The organism is Paraglaciecola sp. L3A3, assembly GCF_009796765.1.
Taxonomy (GTDB): Bacteria; Pseudomonadota; Gammaproteobacteria; order Enterobacterales; family Alteromonadaceae; genus Paraglaciecola.
In genome coordinates this window covers 3,924,974-3,943,713 of record NZ_CP047023.1, presented here as the reverse complement: position 1 = coordinate 3,943,713, position 18,740 = coordinate 3,924,974, and the positions used below count along the sequence as shown (strand labels likewise).

General features: G+C 39.0%; 13 protein-coding genes. 4 read left to right on the top strand and 9 right to left on the bottom strand.

The annotated features are described in order from the left end of the window. Positions 1 to 56: 56 nt before the first annotated feature. Entirely contained in the window at positions 57 to 908 is an 852-nt protein-coding gene (locus GQR87_RS16335; RefSeq protein ID WP_158971157.1) for a zinc-dependent peptidase, read from the top strand. 221 nt (positions 909 to 1,129) lie between these two features. Next, on the top strand, positions 1,130 to 1,540 hold the full coding sequence (locus GQR87_RS16330; RefSeq protein ID WP_158971155.1) for a BLUF domain-containing protein: 411 nt from the start codon (positions 1,130 to 1,132) through the stop codon (positions 1,538 to 1,540). Between the two features lie 51 nt (positions 1,541 to 1,591). Here the strand turns inward: GQR87_RS16330 and GQR87_RS16325 are convergent, their stop codons facing one another. The 4 genes from GQR87_RS16325 to GQR87_RS16310 all read right to left on the bottom strand — a co-directional run bounded on the left by GQR87_RS16325 (position 1,592) and on the right by GQR87_RS16310 (position 7,741). Beyond that, entirely contained in the window at positions 1,592 to 2,422 is an 831-nt protein-coding gene (locus GQR87_RS16325) for an ABC transporter substrate-binding protein (RefSeq protein WP_233267296.1), read from the bottom strand. Then, a complete protein-coding gene (locus GQR87_RS16320) occupies positions 2,403 to 3,683 on the bottom strand; it encodes a diguanylate cyclase (protein WP_158973059.1) in 1,281 nt (426 codons plus the stop codon). Before GQR87_RS16320 ends, GQR87_RS16325 begins: the two co-directional genes overlap by 20 nt. A gap of 277 nt (positions 3,684 to 3,960) precedes the next feature. Next, positions 3,961 to 4,503 carry a hypothetical protein gene (locus GQR87_RS16315; protein ID WP_158971151.1) on the bottom strand — a complete coding sequence of 181 codons (543 nt, stop codon included), beginning with the start codon at positions 4,501 to 4,503 and terminating at the stop codon, positions 3,961 to 3,963. Positions 4,504 to 4,516: 13 nt separating this feature from the next. Continuing rightward, entirely contained in the window at positions 4,517 to 7,741 is a 3,225-nt protein-coding gene (locus tag GQR87_RS16310) for a BACON domain-containing protein (protein ID WP_158971149.1), read from the bottom strand. 321 nt (positions 7,742 to 8,062) lie between these two features. Between GQR87_RS16310 and GQR87_RS16305 the strand changes: the two genes are divergently transcribed. Both GQR87_RS16305 and GQR87_RS16300 read left to right on the top strand, forming a co-directional pair. Further along, the gene (locus GQR87_RS16305) at positions 8,063 to 9,580 is read left to right on the top strand and encodes a sulfatase (RefSeq protein ID WP_158971147.1); all 1,518 of its coding nucleotides are present in this window, start codon (positions 8,063 to 8,065) and stop codon (positions 9,578 to 9,580) included. 147 nt (positions 9,581 to 9,727) lie between these two features. Continuing rightward, positions 9,728 to 10,804 carry a glycoside hydrolase family protein gene (locus GQR87_RS16300; RefSeq protein WP_158971145.1) on the top strand — a complete coding sequence of 359 codons (1,077 nt, stop codon included), beginning with the start codon at positions 9,728 to 9,730 and terminating at the stop codon, positions 10,802 to 10,804. Positions 10,805 to 11,202: 398 nt separating this feature from the next. Here GQR87_RS16300 and GQR87_RS16295 read toward each other — a convergent pair whose 3' ends face one another. The 5 genes from GQR87_RS16295 to GQR87_RS16275 form a co-directional block, all read right to left on the bottom strand. Further along, positions 11,203 to 12,324, bottom strand: a complete 1,122-nt coding sequence (locus GQR87_RS16295) for a polysaccharide lyase family 7 protein (RefSeq protein ID WP_158971143.1) — start codon at positions 12,322 to 12,324, stop codon at positions 11,203 to 11,205. A 204-nt stretch (positions 12,325 to 12,528) separates the two neighbouring features. After that, positions 12,529 to 13,986 (bottom strand): arylsulfatase, encoded by a 1,458-nt coding sequence (locus tag GQR87_RS16290; RefSeq protein ID WP_158971141.1) that lies wholly within the window; start codon positions 13,984 to 13,986, stop codon positions 12,529 to 12,531. A 64-nt stretch (positions 13,987 to 14,050) separates the two neighbouring features. Then, entirely contained in the window at positions 14,051 to 14,974 is a 924-nt protein-coding gene (locus tag GQR87_RS16285) for an alpha/beta hydrolase (RefSeq protein ID WP_158971139.1), read from the bottom strand. 54 nt (positions 14,975 to 15,028) lie between these two features. Then, on the bottom strand, positions 15,029 to 16,981 hold the full coding sequence (locus GQR87_RS16280) for a glycoside hydrolase family 97 protein (protein ID WP_158971137.1): 1,953 nt from the start codon (positions 16,979 to 16,981) through the stop codon (positions 15,029 to 15,031). A gap of 50 nt (positions 16,982 to 17,031) precedes the next feature. Beyond that, positions 17,032 to 18,573 carry a sulfatase gene (locus tag GQR87_RS16275; RefSeq protein WP_233267295.1) on the bottom strand — a complete coding sequence of 514 codons (1,542 nt, stop codon included), beginning with the start codon at positions 18,571 to 18,573 and terminating at the stop codon, positions 17,032 to 17,034. Between the last annotated feature and the right edge of the window lie 167 nt (positions 18,574 to 18,740).

The following is an 18,740-nucleotide window of genomic DNA, read 5'->3' as shown; positions in this document are numbered from 1 at the left end:
CGATTATTAGAACTTGATAAGCTAAGACCTGATTTGAGATTACCAACTGAGAACCTATGCGCCAAAGCCTAATATATTGTTTACTGAGTTTACCCATTTTCGTAATGCTGGCTTGGTTTTACCTAGATAAGCGCAAAATAAAAAAGCGAGAATTAAAACGTAAACAATTAAGGGCCGAGCCGTTATCTGCCGAGTATTTACATATTTTACAAACAGGCTTTCCCTTGTACTCCCGCTTACCGCAGGAACTGCAAAATAAACTCGGAGGACACATCCAAGTGTTTTTAGATGAGAAAGATATTATTGGTTGCAATGGCTTAGAAATAACCGATCAAATCAGAGTGTTAATTGCCGCTCAAGCTTGTTTGTTGATAATCAACAGGCCTGGTAATTATTATCCCGGTTTTCGTAGTATTTTGGTTTATCCCGAAACCTATATTGCCAGTAGCTCACATTTAGATGGCATGTTACAGGTTAACGCAACGAGCAGAAGAGCTGGAGAGTCATGGCATCGAGGCCCTGTTATATTGGCTTGGGATCACGTATTACAGGGAGCAAGAGATAGTCGCGATGGACACAATGTAGTGATGCACGAATTTGCGCACAAATTAGATGAAGAAAATGCCGCTATGGATGGGTTGCCTTTATTACCCACAGTAGAGCAATATCAACAGTGGTCACAAGTATTAAATGCCGAGTTCAAGGTACAACAAAAAAAATGGGCTGATGGCGTTGATGATGTAATTGATAGCTATGGTGCCACTTCTCCTGCTGAGTTTTTTGCGGTAGTCACTGAGACTTTCTTTGAGAAACCTCATCCACTAGAAAATCACCATCCTCATTTATACCAGCAGTTTAAACAATGTTATTTGCTTGACCCTAAGCAGTGGTCTAAAGACAAGGAGTGATTTAATACTAATTCCATTAAATTCTCGCTAAGCGACCAATTATTAAACTAGATTGGTATTATTTATTGGAGTTGGTATAAGTTCTTGCTAGTTTAATTTTTGTCTATTGTGGCTGTTTTTTAAGAATTTTAACAGCAGCGTAAATTCTTACTAAAGATCGACAGCCCTTTAAATAGCAGTTATCCTCCTTGCTATCATACATCTCAAACCATGTAGTTCCTGTGTATCAACTTATATATGTTAGTGACAAAACCCATACATTTGTCCCCAGTGATGTGGATTCTATTCTGTTCAGTGCCCGTAAAAACAATGAAAAATTTGGCATAACAGGTTTGTTAGTTGAACTGCCTGAGCACTTCATTCAGATTATTGAAGGTGAAAAAGAAAAAGTTGAACATGTTTTTCAGCTTATTGCTAAAGACGAAAGACATGAGAATTTACGAGTACTTTTAGCGATGAAAACGCTAAGTAGAGAAATGGCAGCTTGGGCAATGGGATTTTCTGAAAAGTTAAGCGAATCGCAGCTAAGAGATGCGTTACATATACTTAACAGTTTTAGCAAAAAACAAAATTTTAGTGACATTCACGGTAAAAGTATAAAGCTATTATTGAAAAGTCTTAGTCCAGAATAATGCTTAGATTTTTTCAAGCTGGCGGTTGTTTGTCATTTTACTCAAAACCACTTACTGCAGCGTGACTTGATATTTATTGAGTAGGGCTTTTTCTTGTTCGAGCGGCATTGATAAGCGGCCTTGATCCCAGATATTTATCAATTTTTGTCTTTTAGCTCTGGGGATTTTTCTGGAGAAAATAGGAATTTCTACTAAAGGCTTTTCTAGACCAGGGCGAATAATGCTTAACTCATCATTTAGCTTGAGGCGATTTAATACATATTGTAAAACCAGTTCGTTGTCTGCGTATAGGTCTACTCGATTTTCTTTGAGCATACGTAATATACGTTCAATTACGTCATCGTAACCTGCGATAACTTCAATGAAGTCGGTATTTTGGGGATCATCCAAATACTTTTGATAAGGGTCACTCATTGAGCTGTAATCCCAGCCTGGCCCTGTGGCAATGCGTTTACCTTTTATTGATTGAATGCCTTGGTAACGCCATGGATCATTCTTTCGAACCACAAAAGCGGATGGATAAACAAAGCTGGCTTGCTTAGCAAATTCGAAGTCTTGTTCTGCGCTTTCTGAATGTAAATATTCAGGCAACATATCGCAAAGTCCTTCTGCTACCATGTTTAGCCCTCTGGCTAATGGCACTTCATAATATTCTAACTGGTATCCCTTAGCTGAGTATATTTGCTCTAACATGTCGATAACCACACCTCGATCAGTCGCAGTGTCACTGGGAAAAATAGTCATAGGTGGCCATTGGTCGTAGCAAACTTTTAAAGTGTTTGCTTGGCTTAGGTTGCTGACGCTCGCGCCTGTGATTAATATTACAATAGATACTAGGCGCTGCAGCTGAATACCCAAACGTTTATTTTTCAACACGGTCACGGCCCTTACCTTTGGCGCCATATAGTTTTATATCGGCACGCTTATATAATTCGTCTATGGATTGATCTTTTGGAACAGATGATTCGACACCTAGGCTTACTGTATAAGAAATAGTTTTTCTATCAACTTCAATAGATGTGTTCGCTATGGTTTTACGTAGTTTATCCGCCAGTTGAAAAGCGTCATTCAAATTAGTATCGCTAAGAAAAATAGCAAATTCTTCGCCGCCAAGTCTACCAACCAGATCGGACTTTCTTAATAAGGATTGTATGGTTTGACTGAAATGGATTAGAACTTGGTCGCCGCTAAAATGGCCGTAGGTATCGTTGATATTTTTAAATAAATCTAGGTCCATCAAAATTAATGAGGCTGATGATTTTTGTCTTTGACTGAGGATTAATAAATGTTGCGCGGATTCAAAAAAACTTCCGCGATTTAACACCCCAGTTAAGGAATCAATAGTGGCGAGTTTTTTTAATTTTTCATTTAAAATTTGTAATTCTGCTGTGCGTTTATTTACTGCGTCTTCTAACCAGTTTCGCTTGTTTTCTTCGTCTTCTATTAAGCGTTGTCGGTCGTTTTGCATAGCAGAAAGCATATTGTTCATATGATTTTGTAATTGTTTAAGTTCATTATTTTCAATAATCGAAAGATTGATGCGCTGATTGATATCTGAGCTTAGCTGTATAGTGTCGACTTGTGACATTAATTCTTTTAAGGGGCGGGCTAAATAACGATCGAAGGCCCAAATAAATAACCAAAATAGCAGAGATAACTTTATGATGGCGGTTATGGCAATTAACGAAAAACCGAACAAAACCCTGTCTAACACAACTTCTGATGAGGAATATAATACTAGGGTGCCAAGAAAAACATTTTCTTGATTAAGTTGCCAATTCAATTCTGAGCGTGTTTCGAAAATTGACATAGGCACTGAGGTGGGAGAGTAAAACTGTTTAGAAATTAAGGTTTGGCCATTTTTATCAAACACATCGACACCTGCGATAATAGGCATTTTTATCAGACCAGTGATCAGCGAATTTAATTGAGTCTGGTTGTATTGCCATAAACTGGTAGCTATAGAATCACTTACCGTTTCTTCTAATAACTTTAATTCATTTGAGATTGAATCCTGAGTTTTTAAATATTCGCTGGCAAATTGTATGCAGGTGATTAAGCAAGTGACGAGTAAATACAGTGAGAAAATCACACGTAGCATTTTTTGCGAAAGGTTATTAGGACGAAGAAAACTGACAAACATTAACAACTAGACATCCTAATATACTTTTATATGAGTGGTCAACTTAATTGACTGTCGCTAGTAATGGAATTTATTTCGTTATAAGGAAATGATTAGTGTAGTTATTTAAATATATAAATATCAATAACATAGAGGTCTTATTTTTTACCGCTTATAAACAGCTGCTAGGCAGACTTTTAATCGCCCCCCTAATGTGATGTGACTGGCTGCATTAATGCAAAAAAGACGATTGATAGGATTATCAATCGTCTTTTTAACGTTTAGATTGCAGTTAACCTCAACTTGTTTTTCTGCTTCTTACTAACATAAGCAACATAGACATAGCCAATATTCCTACTGTGGCGGGTGCTGACACGGCTACTTGCTCTGTTACTGATATTTGTGAACGGGCAGTGGTATCCACGGTTAATTCAGACTGAAATAAAGAATCTGCAAATACGCTGTCAGCCAACGAAAAACCAATGTCACCTATATCTGTAGCGGTTAGAGAAAAGCTGGCTAATAAGAAGTCTCCTCCCGCAAAAGCCATAGGCTCAAAAAAGCTGAAGGCCATGCCATTAGCAGCATCGTTCACTTCAAAAATTAAAGGCAGTGTGTCAGCCACATCACTTACCAAGGTTGTGGGGTCGTAACTAAAAGTCGATGTATCGAATTCTAAATCAAAATCAAATGTATCAAACATTTCAAAACCCGTGGCAAGCAGGCTCACTTGTACTGTTTCACCAAGGTTGATATCAGTGTCACTGAGTTGAATTGAAATAGTGTTGGCATTGGCACTTAAACCAATAAGCAAAGTTAAAGCTGCGATAAATTTTTTCATTTTGTTATTCCTATTATTCTGCTGCGCAACGAGTGCGAGTACAAATTGCCGACATACCACGCGCATCTAAAATGCTTACTGTGCCGTCGTTATTAAAGTCAAAGCTCATATCAATCTCTTCACTTTGTTGTATGGCTCTGACCATAGCGCGCATATCATTTACATCAACGTCACCATCATTATCCCAATCTCCCGTTACTTGGCCGTTAAGGCCTAATAACTGAATGTCATCGAGTACGATATTTGACTCAGCTGAGGTATTGATTTGCACTGTGTCTAATAGTTGGCCACCAGTGCTGCTGGTATCTAAAAACTCTGTTCCTTCTAACCACAACATTCTATTGCGGTAGATGTTGTAGGCTATGTTGGTTTGATTATCAGCTACTTTGTTTAAGGTCACTGTTACATCATAGGGAAGACCAACTAATTGTTCGCCAGCAGGCACCAGATCAATAGCACGTGTACCGTCAAGTCCTGTAATCACTAACTGTAAACTTGCTTGGCTAACATCGCTATTCAGTACTAATTGAAATCCGCTGGTGTTATCAGCACTTTGTAAACCAATACTAGTATTGGTGTTGCCATCTGTTGACTCTGACAGTGCGGAAAAAATAGCTTTTAGTTTGAAGGTGACAGAAGGTGTCAGATCCATGTCTATTGGCTGATTTAACGTGCTACTGATTTCAGCTTTGTCTAGTTGATCAGCATGACTCGCTGCCGTCAATACTTGCTGCTCAAAATAGCTGCTGGCTGGATTGACGGTTACTTTGCTTTGCGAACTGTCTACAGCAAATTGCCATTCATTGTCTGCCACTAGTGTGTTAGTGCCATTTAAAGTAGTGCTGGCAGCAGTGTTCCAAGATTCATTGAATAGATTATCTTGAGGGGTAATATCAAAGGTAAGCATAGTCATAGACTGACTAGATAAATCTACTGAAAAACCATTATCAGCTAAGCTGGTGGCTATACCGCTAATGCTGGTTTCATTACCATCGGCCCATTGTTCGAAGCTTACTTCTGAACTGATTTCACCTGTGTTTAACTTAAAGCTGTAGTCATCATGGCTATTCCCATTAATATTTAACACGAAGACCACCATTTTATTACCTTTGCGATAAGCTCGCGTATGCAAATTGCCGTCTTTGAAAATATCGATGCCGTCATGATCTGTCATTACTATCGGCGTATAACCTAATAAGTGAGTGGTAAGTGCTCCCATGGTTGCACCACGGAATCCATTTAAACCATAACCCCACCACATTAGACCGTTAAAGCCGCGGTCAGTCATATCTAGTAAACTACCAAAACCATCTTCAATTTCTAATATGTCGTCAATATCAGATTTAGCGTTCCAGTGCAGTTCACTATGCCAACGGGGTAAATCACTAGCATAAGAAATATCAGATTCAAGGCGCCCTACCATAGTGGCATTACGGTTTTCTGGATAATAATGGGTACCATAAATATCTAAACGGTTGGTCCAATTATTGTCTGCTAGATTTTTCATCCAATTATTGCGGCCCGGTACGTAGTCTTCATGACCAATAATTGTTGGCATAGGGAAACCACGTTCTAGGGCTAGAATTTCTAATAAGTCGACTACTTGTTTGAACTTTTCAGGGGTGACATTGCCTTCGTTAAATACTCGTTCGTTATCTAGTCCTAGGATATCTATAGGTATACCTTCAGAGGCCATATATTCGATATAGTCAGCCAATAAAATAACGTATAACTCAGGGATCACGCCGTCATCATCTAAGACCCAATCAGGAAAACTATATTTGCCGTTTAGTTTTTTGCTGGCAAAAACAATTAGCTCAGGATTACGGGCCATAGCTTGCTTAATGATGGTGACATCTTTGGCATACAAACTTTCGACTACCACACCAGGCTCTGGATGTGCGTATCGTCCATTCGCTGTATCTGGTTTATCTCGGGTGCCCCAAATATTGGTTCTGACACCATTAAAACCGTCTTCGATAAATAATTTATCTGCGGTCGTCTCGGGCATTTTTGCGTTGAAAAAGCTTTTTATGTCATAAAAAACATATTCAACAGTTTGATTGCCTGTGTCTGGATAAATCACCGCGTCTGTAGTTAACAGGTCCGTTTTTGTGGCCTGTACCACAGAAATAGCTAAATCGTTGACCATCACATTGGCGCTTCTAGCTAGGTTTGTGGCATTTTCTGCCACGGTTAGCACTAGGCTAGCATTACCGGCACCAGAGGTGATATTGGCCGTTAACCAATTAGGTAAATTAGATAAGGTCCATGGGGTATTGGTCACAATATCTATGGTTAATTCGGTATTTTGAGGTTGTAGCGAAAACCTATCTTGGGACAACTCAAGAATATCTTCACCGTTAACTAAACTTTCTACGCCCACCGCAATTTGCTCAGTCGTAAGCGCTGCATCCCAAATGCGAATATTATCAAATACTGCTTCGACTGAGCCTAAATGATTATTCGAACCACCAGTGCCTAAATAGCCATCTTCACCGTCTATATTCTGGATTGAATTATCCTGAAATCTTGCGCCTATGGTGATGTCTGAATTGGCCAAACTCCAATCAGCAAAAGAAGTGTTAAAGTCTTGATAATAAGCATACACACCATCCACATACCAAGTTAGACGATTGTTGTCGAACACCAATACATATTCGTGCCATGTTTGACTGTTAAAGTCGGGGATCTGTTCAGGAACACCCTTTATTTGTGCGCCATTTTTACTAAACCCAGTGATGGCGCTAGTCCAATAATCATTGCCTAAATTTCGAAAGCCATGTGACCAACCATAACCATTACTTAGGTCACGTACCGCAAAACTATGAGCGTGCCAAGCGGTGCCGCCTCCCGGGTTAGAACTAATATGGTTGTAATCATATTTGACAGTGAATTTACCATTGCTGGCGGCTACAACATCTAATGGGATACGTAGATAACGTAAAAAGTCTACTTTAAAACCATTGCCGTCTTTGGCTATTTCACTGGAAAACTCTATATTCCCACTGGTATCTAGCCCTGTATCGTAATCGTTTTTATTGGTAATTAAATCAACCACCTGTGCTTGATTAAAATCGATAGAGGTGACCAGTTCTTGGGCTGAAACAGATTGACTAGCAACTAGTAAACTACAGCATAAGGCTATAGTTTTATGGGGGATTAAACTAGCCAAGCTGACTATTTTATTGCCAGCTAAACTAGCATGAATTGCATGATTGATAGGGTGTGTTTTCATATTGTTATCGTGTTTGTTAACGGTAGAATTAATAACAAACTATGAACAGTTTACCGTAAATATAATGTAAATTTAATGTTTAATGTTTGGTGTCTTTAATCTTGGAATGTTATTGCAGCCATTAATAGCGCTGAAGTTGATGAGCATAAATATTATTTTGTGTTGTTACTTTTTTACGAGTTTTGCTAGAAGCTTTGTTTCATTAAAAGTTGTTGATTTTTCTTCTTTAAGTGACAGCCTTAGCTGAATGAAAACCTAAGGTTTAATTATGGGGGGAACATCCGTCGTTTAACATTATCTAGCTTATTATAGAGACTTATTGTGTATTCTAATTTAAAAACAAAATTACAAGCCATCGCGATTGTGACTGCGGTTGGATTAATTTCAGGCTGTAGCCATCAAGCAACTAAATCAGCGATCACCGACAGCTCTAAGTTACCCAATATAGTGTTTATTATTGCTGACGATCAGGGGTATGCAGATTTAGGATATAAACAATTAGTTGCCGATGTAGACACCCCTAATATCGATAAAATCGCCCAGAAAGGTATTGATTTTACACAAGCTTATGTGTCCTCTCCAATTTGTAGTACTTCACGTACATCTCTTATTACTGGCTCTTATGCACAAAGAATGGGGATGTTTTGGTATGGTGGTAAAGGATTAGAAAATCCCACTTTTACCACCTTGCCGGAAATGCTTAAAACGGCCAATTACACCACAGGTTACGTAGGTAAATTCCATTATGGCAATAGTAAATTAGTCCCCAATAGAAACTTTCCTTTAAATCATGGGGTTGACTACTTTTATGGTTTTGAGGGAGGTCGAAAACATTACCTGATTCATGATAATGAACAAAAAAAATCATTTGTCGATAAACAGAAAAAAAGTAAACAGGGTGGAGAATCCTTAGAAATGGGATCGGTTTGGATCAATGATAAAAAGGTCAAACAAACTGGTTTTTCTACCGAGCTAATTGAACAACACGCGACACAATTTATCGATAATAATAAAAATAAGCCTTTTTATTTACAGGTCGCTTTTAATGCCTTGCATAACTTTACCCACCAGTTGCCAGAGGAATATTTAAAACAACATAATTTACCTAAAATGGCCGACTGGGATCCCACTACTGAGAGTTTTAGAGATTGGTATGTGGCCGGGCGAGTACCGAACAATGATTATGGACGAGACTATTATTTAGGGCAACTGCATTATTTGGATAAAGCGGTAGGGAGTATTTTAACTAGCTTAGAAACAAACAATTTAGCGGACAACACTATCGTTATCTATATCAGTGATAATGGTGGTTCAACACCTATTTATGCTAATAACGGTATTTATCGTGGTAGTAAATACACTTTATACGAAGGTGGTATTCGAGTGCCTATGGTCATTTATATGCCCGATGCTTTGCGTAAAGGCCTTAAAAATGGTCAATCAATTGATAACGTAGTGAGCATCATGGATATTTACCCCACGATCCTTCAAGCCGCAGGCATAGATATACCTGCACACATAGATGGCATGCCATTAAATAATATGTTGCTTGAAAATAAACCTCTGGTTCGTGATGCTTTAGTTTGGGACACAGGCCATGAAATTGCGGTAAGAAAAGGTAAATGGAAATACCATGCTGTGTACGATGACTTTTATGCAGTAAAACAAATGGTTGAACTGACAAAAGGGGAGTTTTTATACGATATAGATGCTGATCCTACTGAATCAAAAAATCTCATAGATCAGTATCCAGAGATAGTGGAGTCATTAAGACAAGTTCATTTACAGTGGGCTAGCCATAATGACCAGCAACCCAAGCGTATTATAAAACGAAAGTAAGGTGCAAAATACTGTCCTATCTAAGCCTGCATATGCCGCGAGAATGTCTTGATTTTACGGGTTTGGCTAGACAATCTTGTTATTATCCATTGATGATATTTTTCCGTGTAAACGGTTTTATGAGTAGAGATTAAAGAGATACATACAATGAAAACAAAAAAGTACAATTTAAAAGGCTTCCTTGCCGGTATGGTGGCTTTGCCATCTATTTGTTTTGCACAACCAGAGCCCGCTGATTTTGATTATGAATATGTGGGGGTAGCAGTTCAGCGCGAAGGCATGCATGTTTGGGGATCTTCGCCTGTCATTGGGCCAAAAGGTAAAGTTCATCTGTATGTAGCTCAGTGGCCAATGGGTACTCGATCTAATTTTAGTGGCTGGTTTAAAGACTGTGAAATTGCTCACTATGTTGGCGACACGCCAGAAGGACCGTTTGAATTTGTCCGAGTAGCGGTTCCTGATCAAGACGGAATGTTCAATTCGCCCCACAACCCGACCATCAAAGAAATTGATGGTCGTTATGTACTAAGTTTTATCGTTAACGAAAATAACAATTTAAAAACTCAGCGAATTGTGATGTATGTGGCTGATGACTTAAATGATACATGGCGTCCAGTAAGTGGTGGTGAGGCCGATGGCACAATCTTACGTAAGTCTGAAAAATCAACTGACTGGAGCTACACAGCACAGTTGGGAGTATCCAATCCAACTTTGATCAAGAAAGATGATAAATACTATTTGTATAATAAATCTGTGATCAAGAAAAATCCAAAAGCTAAACGTGGCAACTATACCTATGGTGTAGCTATAGCAGATAAACTGGAAGGCCCATACATTCATCAACCCACTCAAGTTACCGAAATTGGTATGGGCATAGAAGATTCTTATGCCTTTAGTTTGAATGATACTGTTTATATGCTGAGTCGTGATTTTGGTAGTAAAAAAGGTTCACATGGTGGTGGTTTATTATGGAAATCTAAAGACGGTTTGCATTTTCCAACGAAAGACATCACTCGCTCTTTTGAACATCTAACTCATTACATAGGTGATGAGGCGTTGAGCAAAGCTAAGGTGCACAGAGGCGATAAAACCGGACGCTTAGAACGTCCACAGATATTATTTGTTGATGACAAACCTGCTTACCTTTATATGGCTACTGGTACTAATGCGACGCCTGGTTATGGAAGTTTGTCTCATGTTTTTCGAATGAAACCAAACAAATAAAAAGTCAGAAGTAGTTTAGGTGTGAACAATATCATTTTTCGATATTTTTACTCTGGACTCCTTTGTTTACTCTGTATTCAAGCTGCATGGGCTTTTGAACAAGGTGTCGGTGTGCAGGAATGGTTGTTCCCTTTCAAATACCGAGAACGTAGGGCAAAAGCTGCTGAGGCATTCCTTTTAGGCGAGTTTTAAATGAACTTACTCTGCGTTGTTTGAACTCAAAAGAGCACTGGCTCTTTTTTAATAAAAAGATTCATTCAAGCGCCTTGATTAAGTTCATTTAAACTCTCACTGAGTGCACACTTATCAATGCGGATTGGTATTATTTATTGGAGTTGGCATTACAATAGTAAGCACTTAATAGCAGAACTATTAAGTGCTTACTATTGACTCAAAAACTAGTTTGCAGGCGCTTGTGATGGGCTTAAGGTTAATTGACTAAAAGTCACTTGAGTATAATCACCATTCTTTTTATCTGTAGGCCAATCCCCGGTACCTAAACAGCCTGCGTACCATAAGCCGCCTGCCTCGTCTTTAGTACTACATTGATTATATGCCCCAGCTTTAAAGTAATGGAAGTCAGCCAGATAACCCATACGATGATCTTTATCATCCACTTTGCCATATGCATCCACATTGTTAGCTAAGTTAATCGAATAGTTAACCTCTTTTTTGCCTGCTGCACTAAAAGTAAGGTGCATGATATTTTCATGTACATTGATGGTGTAACTAAACTCTTCACCTAAACTTATGCCTGCATCTCCTGGTTCATTTCGGTTTTCCCATGTATTGCCCCATACTGGATAAGCAATATCGGTACGGTTAGGATCTGTTTTAGGTAGATTACGTTCGTAGTTCCAAAAAACCGAACCTTTCTCGTGATTTGGCCATTTTTTGTAATATATTTTAATGGGTTCGTTACCCCAACCAAAACCTAAGTTTTTGGCAATCAATGCTTCGTCTTTAAGTGCATGTATTTGCCCTACAACCACTGAAAATGCTGCCGGAGTATTAGGGTTTTTGGCACGTAAAGCGACATGATCTACTTTTAGGGTGGCGTCTAGTTTACCACCAATCGCCCCAAATCTTTCTGCTAAAGGGTGAGCTGCTAAGGCAAAGTTATTACCTGCGTATTTAGTTTTTATTTTGGTGTTAGAACCACGGATCATTTGGCGTAATTCGCTACGTGTATTGGAAGACGATGCCGTAGTAATTGCTTTATTAGGAGCAGCAAACACCATACCACCATTGTTATCAAGATAGAAAAAATCAGGGTGAGCATAATTTTGTATGTCTTTGACACTTATTTCATCAATTTTGCCATTATTATCTAAATCGACGGGGACGGTAATTTTCCAATGAGATAGATCAAATTTTGTCGCGGGTACGTTAGCTTGGTTGGTCATTACACTGGGTTGGCTATTTGCTGAGTCAGTCCCTGAGCAAGCCATGATGAGTGAGCCGGTTAACGGCAGTAAAGCACTGTATAGTACTATTTTTTTTATATGGGCAATTTTCATTCTTATCTCTTTATCGAATTAATACCTTTTCGCCAATATATCATACCAATTAAAGATATAAAACATACCAATTTCAGGGGTGTGGTATACCAATTAGTGTGGAGGGATTTATAGAAATAAGTTTAGTAAGCTTTGTTGGGGTGATCTCATTAGGCAATACTGTGATTGCCTAATGAGGGTGTTATTCAAAGCCAAGCTAATGGTTTAGTCGTTACCTCTAATTTGTTTAAGCTCAGTCATTAATTGATTAACTACAACTGGGTACTTGTTTACTAGATTAGTCGTTTCTGCAGGATCATCTTTTAGGTTGTATAACTGCATTGAGTTACCGTCAGGTTTAATACGTGTGAAACCACCACTACCGGCACCATCAATGAGTTTCCAATCGCCTTTACGGATAGCAAACATGCCTTGAAATGAATGATGGATAACCGCACCTCTGTCATGCTCGCTGTTTGCTTGAGACAATAACTGGGTAGAAAAATCAACACTGTCTAAGCCACTAACTTGTTGGATACTGGTATTGGTAATAGCGGCTAGCGTTGCCATTAAATCATTCAGTACCAAGAGTGATGAATTCATTTTGCCTTTTGCGACTTTACCAGGCCAGTTGATGATGAGTGGCACTCTGTGACCGCCTTCATGAATATCTGCTTTTTGGCCACGAAGTTTGCCATTTGCTAGGTGCCCATATTTCTTTTTATCCGACTCACCCCAATGAGCACCATTATCTGACGAGTAAATAACAATAGTGTTATCAGCTATATTCAATTCTTTAAGCTTGTTATTAACTTGGCCTACTAAATTATCTACATCAACCACAAAATCGCCATAATAACCTGCGCCTGTTTGACCTTTAGACGCTTTGCTAGGTAACCAAGGAGTATGAGGAGCTGGCAGAGCATAATATAAAAAGAAGGGTTTTTTCTCAGGATCTTGAGTGGCTAATTCGATTTGATCCATGGCTTTGTTGGTTAAAGTGGATAAAACATCCTGATGTTCAAAACCTTCACCCACTAACCCTTTACGCCAAAACCCTTCACCATCTTGTCTTCTATGCCGACTGGCTTCTATTATTTTGCCCGTCAAGGGGGTAGCCAGAGATTCATTTTCAATATACACATAGGGCTCCATATCAAGCGACGCTGGGATCCCAAAAAAATAGTCAAAACCCACCGAATTAGGCCCTTGTTTTATTTTACCCCAGTAGTCTGTTTCAGCTTGACCAATACCTATATGCCATTTTCCTACGGCTATAGTGTTGTAACCTTGCGACTGCAACATTGACGCTATGGTGGTTCTGCTAGGTTCGATAAGTGCGGGGGAATGACCTCTGAGCACGCCACGTTTTAAATGAGTACGCCAAGCATAGCGGCCTGTTAAAATCGAATACCTAGAAGGGGTACATACAGCAGAAGAAGTATGAGCATCAGTAAAAGCCATACCGTCGGCAGCCATTTTATTAAGATTTGGAGTTGGAATTTTACTGTCTGGATTGTAAGCCTCTATATCTCCGTAGCCCATATCATCAGCAAAAAGAATGACAATGTTCGGTTGGACATTTGGGCTTGATTCTTTTGCTGACACTAGGCTACTCGCTGCGCCAAACAATAATAAGGCGGTGAGTGAGAGCGATTGAATTTTTGTTCTTTTTGAATACATAACTTTGTTACTCGCTAATGTTTTGTTTTATCTACTGTGTTATTGACGCCTGTTAGCTTTTGGCTTAAGGCTGAGTATCGATAAATCCAATACTGTTTAAAAACTGATGGCTTTTAATTAGGGTATCGCTGAAATATTTAGCTGACTTATTTCTGTTAAAAAAGTCATGTTTTTGTTCAGGGTATAAATGTAAGTCAGCTCGACTGCCTTGGTCTTTTATAGCCTGTTGGTATAGTTGGCCGGTTGCGACTGGAATTAATCTGTCATTAGTGCCCAAAAAAATAATGGTGGCAGGATGGCCTTTTTTAATATTATGCAGCGGTGAAAATGCCTGCCAGTAAGGTTTAACACGTTTGTAACCATAACCTTTAGGGCCATTATCAATAACCGGATTAAACAGTAAAAGAGCGGCGGGAACAGTACTAATACTGACATCATCTCTATGGTCATTAAAACCATCAACAGAGGCTAATGCAGCAGCCAGATGGCCACCTGCAGAGCGGCCACCAGCGGCAATTCGGTTGCTATCTATGTTTAACCGCTGAGCATTTTTACGCACCCAGCGAAACGCCGACTTAGCATCACTAACTGCCACCAAAGGCGGTGTGGCGTGTTTGTTTTGTATTCTGTATTCCACTGAAATAACCAACACACCTTGCTGCGAAAAGTAGTCAGCTTGGTCGTACATAACAGCAGGCGTACCAGCTACCCAACCACCACCATGAAAGAATACAATGGCGGGGGTCTTATCATTATTTTGCAGATTTTTGGCTTTAAAAATATGTAAGGTAAGTTCACTATCCGCCACTTTTTTATAGCTAATAATTTCGTCTGGCTGCACTTCTGGATCGATCCAAGTAGAGCCCACTAAAAATGGCTCTGTTGAATGCTTTTTCTGCTCCATTTTTACAGCAGACAGGGCCATAAATGAGCTGAAGAAAAAACTCATGGTGATTAGGGCTAAGGTAAATCGACCACAAAGTACCATATTAGTTACCTGTTAATTGGTTATAGATTAAGGTTGAACAGCAGCCGTATGAAACTATCGTACTGCTGCGTCTTTTGGTTTGATGCTAATCGCCTGTCCGCCACCAGCAGCCAAACGCATGTCTAACACAGTTTTTTGATTAACTTCTTGACTAAAAATTTCATAACTTTCCCGTTGGTTTTTAAAGTGACTATCTTTGGCATCAGCGTATATAGTGGCGATATAAGTTTGTTCACTTTGCAGAAAATCTAACGGTAATTTGAGCTCACGTTGCTGTTCATTATTAGCTGCACCTAAGTACCAATTATCCCCATTCCTGCGAGCCATAACGATATATTGCGCTAATTTATCTTCCAGTACTTTAGAGTCATCCCAAGTAGAAGGTAGCTGTTTAATGAATTCGAATAATGGCGCTTTGGCTGAATAAGCTTCTGGCGAGTCAGGTAGAATAGTTAATCCCGAAAAAGTAATTAGAGTTCGAGCAGTTTCCCCTGCTACTGTTGTAAATATTTCTTCTCTGACATATTTTCTACTTTCTACGAGTTTGTCCAGTTTATAAAATCCGTTACTCATGTCTAAAGGGCCTGCAAGCATGTTTAAATTCATCATGGCAAGATAACCGCTAGGAGTAAAAGCATGGCCGCCATCGGTTTGTCCGTGCACGTATTCTCGGGTTAACCAGTTAGGGTAAGTTCTTCTTAAACCGGTAGGCGCAATGGGACTATCATGAAAATTAATTAATAATTGATGTTTGGCAGCTAACTCGACAATTTTAATTGTTTTACGGACTTTTTCTTGGCCTGACGACTTCATAAAACCATATTTTATACCTGCTGCGCCCCAAGCTGAATAAGTCGCAAATAAGTGATCTAAATCGTGATGATAGCTAGCTTTATCATTCACATAGAGAATAAAGCCTACACCTTTTTGTTGGGCATAGTTCAGTAGTTCTCTCATGTGTAGGCCAGGTTTTTCAGTGTAGGGGTTACTTTTTTCGTTATGTTCTTCACCGTACCAATTGGCATCGATCATTACATACTCAATACCTTTTTCAGCAGCCGCTTCAATAAAATGTTTGAGTGAATCAAAATCTATGTCATAAATTTTGCCATTGCCGTATTTATCACCGCGGACACGCCAATCCCAAAAAGATTTGCCGGTTTTGATCCAACTTGTGTCTTTTATTTTTGAGTCAGGAGACAGGTTCACTAGCAAAGTATTAGTTAAAAACTCACCTGGTTTATCAGCAAGGAACAACACACGCCATGCGGTTTTATGTTGTTCAATAAAGTATTCCGCATGATTTTTTATGACTTCAAGACCATTAGTATGGTGTTGGCTACCTTGAATAGACATAGGAGATCCGTCTAGCAATGCAGCTTCGTGTAAAGCAATATGCGGTCCATTGTTTGGAGTTAAACGCACCGGCATTTTTAACTTTTTACCTGCAATAATATGTTTGCTCGTTATAGGGGCTTTCTCTCCACCATAACTATTCACAGCATAAGAATGAAGTAAGTTGAATTGGGTTTTTTCTGCGCTTAAGACATCTGCTTGTTTGCTGTTTAGGTCAATTTCATACTGAATGGCTAAGCCTTGATCATATAAACGAAAATGAATAGCTAATTGTTTATTTGTACGGCTTTTATCTACAAGGTTTAGCGTCAAAGCATTATAAATATCATCTATGTTTGAGAACTGGCCCCACAATGGTTGCCAACTCTGACTGCTTGAAAATCTCTTAACATCAATGAAGTTAGTCGCTGCGAATAAACCAGACTCTAAGGTGATCCCCAGAGCTGAATCAGCAACTAGGGGCAGAGAGTCATAACTAACTTGATATCGAATTGGCTGTTGATTTGTCCAGACCTTAATCTGAATGCGTTTGTTAGGTGATTCAAGAGTTAACGGCTGTTCAGTCTTTTGTGGATTAACAGCGAATGCCGATTGCAGACATACGCTGAAATAGGTAATAACAACCAGTACCCATTTAATTTTATTGATCATTATTACCTTTCCTAAAATTGAGTTGAACATAGGGGCCTATAGTTAATAAGCTAGTTTGCTAACTTGGGTAACCAAGGTGTTTTGCCGTCTTTTTCTAGTAAAAAGGTAGCATCTACATCTGTGTACCATTTGTGTAACATGGCGGTTAACTGCTTAACTTTTTCTGGGTTAGTTGCGGCTAAGTCATTCAACTCACCAGGATCATTGGCTAGGTTGTATAAATTTTGAACGCCATCTTCAAACCGTTCAATTAATTTCCAGTCACCTAAACGAACCGCACTGCCAGGAAAACCACCTTGGTTAGAATAATGAGGATAATGGAAAAATAATGGTCTAGTTAAGTTCGCGGCTTTGTCATTACCCGCCAGTAAAGAGGTTAAAGAAATACCATCGATAGCTGATGCACTGCCTTGTTTAATGCCAGCAAGTTCGGTCAAAGTTGGGTAGAAATCAGTAGAAAATACTGGGGTATTGACTTCAATGCCTGTGCTCTTTGTATTAGGCACCTTGATTATATAAGGCACTTTAATTCCGCCTTCATATAGCCAGCCTTTACCGCCGCGTAAAGGTAAATTAGAAGTAGGAGAACCTTCTGAAGTGGATAAGCCGCCATTGTCTGAGGTAAATACGATTATGGTGTCTTTGTCTAAACCTGTTTGTTTTAGTTTTTGTAATAAACGGCCAACATTGCTGTCCATTTCTTCAACCATAGCCGCATACTTAGTATGATTTTGTACACTTCTCACTTTACGTGGTTTAGTCACAGGCCAAACTTGTTCTTCTAGTTTGAAATCATCTGCTTTGCTGGTGAGTCCAAGCTGTTTAGCTTTGTTTTTATATTTATTGATAGTTTTTTCAGGGGCACCTAGAGGCGTATGTACTGTGTAATAAGCTAAGTACATAAAAAAGGGATTATCTTTTTTAGCATAACCATCTAACAAATTAATCGCTTCGTTAGTGAGGCGTTCTGTTAAGTATTCGCCTTCTTCACCATCACTTAAACGTGGGTTTTTATGCGGGGAAAAATAGCCACTAGGGCTGCCTTTAGAATGGCCACCAATATTGACATCAAAACCATTATTTTCTGGCCAGTATTTTTCTTCGCCCCCTAAATGCCATTTACCTAAAAATGCAGTTGAATAACCATTTTCTTTGAAGGTTTCTGCCATTGTTTGCTCTTCTAATGCTAAATGGTTTTTCACTGGAGCGGGCACAAAGTAGCCAGAACGACGTTCACGCTTATCATGCCTGAAAAAGTCAGTGCTATTGACTCTTGATGGATGGCGTCCTGTTAATAAGGCATAGCGTGACGGACTGCAGACTGGATTAGCAGCATAACCATTATTAAATTTTGTGCCCGTTAAGGCTAACTGATCAATGTTAGGGGTTTCGTAAAAAGAATTTTGATTGTAAGCCTTAATATCTGAATAGCCAAGATCATCAACTAATATAAATACTACATTGTTGCGTTTTTTTTCTACAAGCAGTTTGCTGGGGTTATCATTATTTTGCGAAGTTACGCTAGGCTTTTCTGTTTGAACACAGCCCATAAGTAAATAGCTGGCAAAGATCGAGACGATTATTTTTTTCATGTGGAATCCTTATACTTGGCAAATATGCTGCACTGTTGATATCGATTATTTTGACTATATTTATCCTTAATTTTTAATTAAGACATTTTCTAACTAAATGTTCATCGATACAGGCATTTCTTGGTTATTATAAACAAACCAAGCTAAGCAAACCGTAAAAGTATATA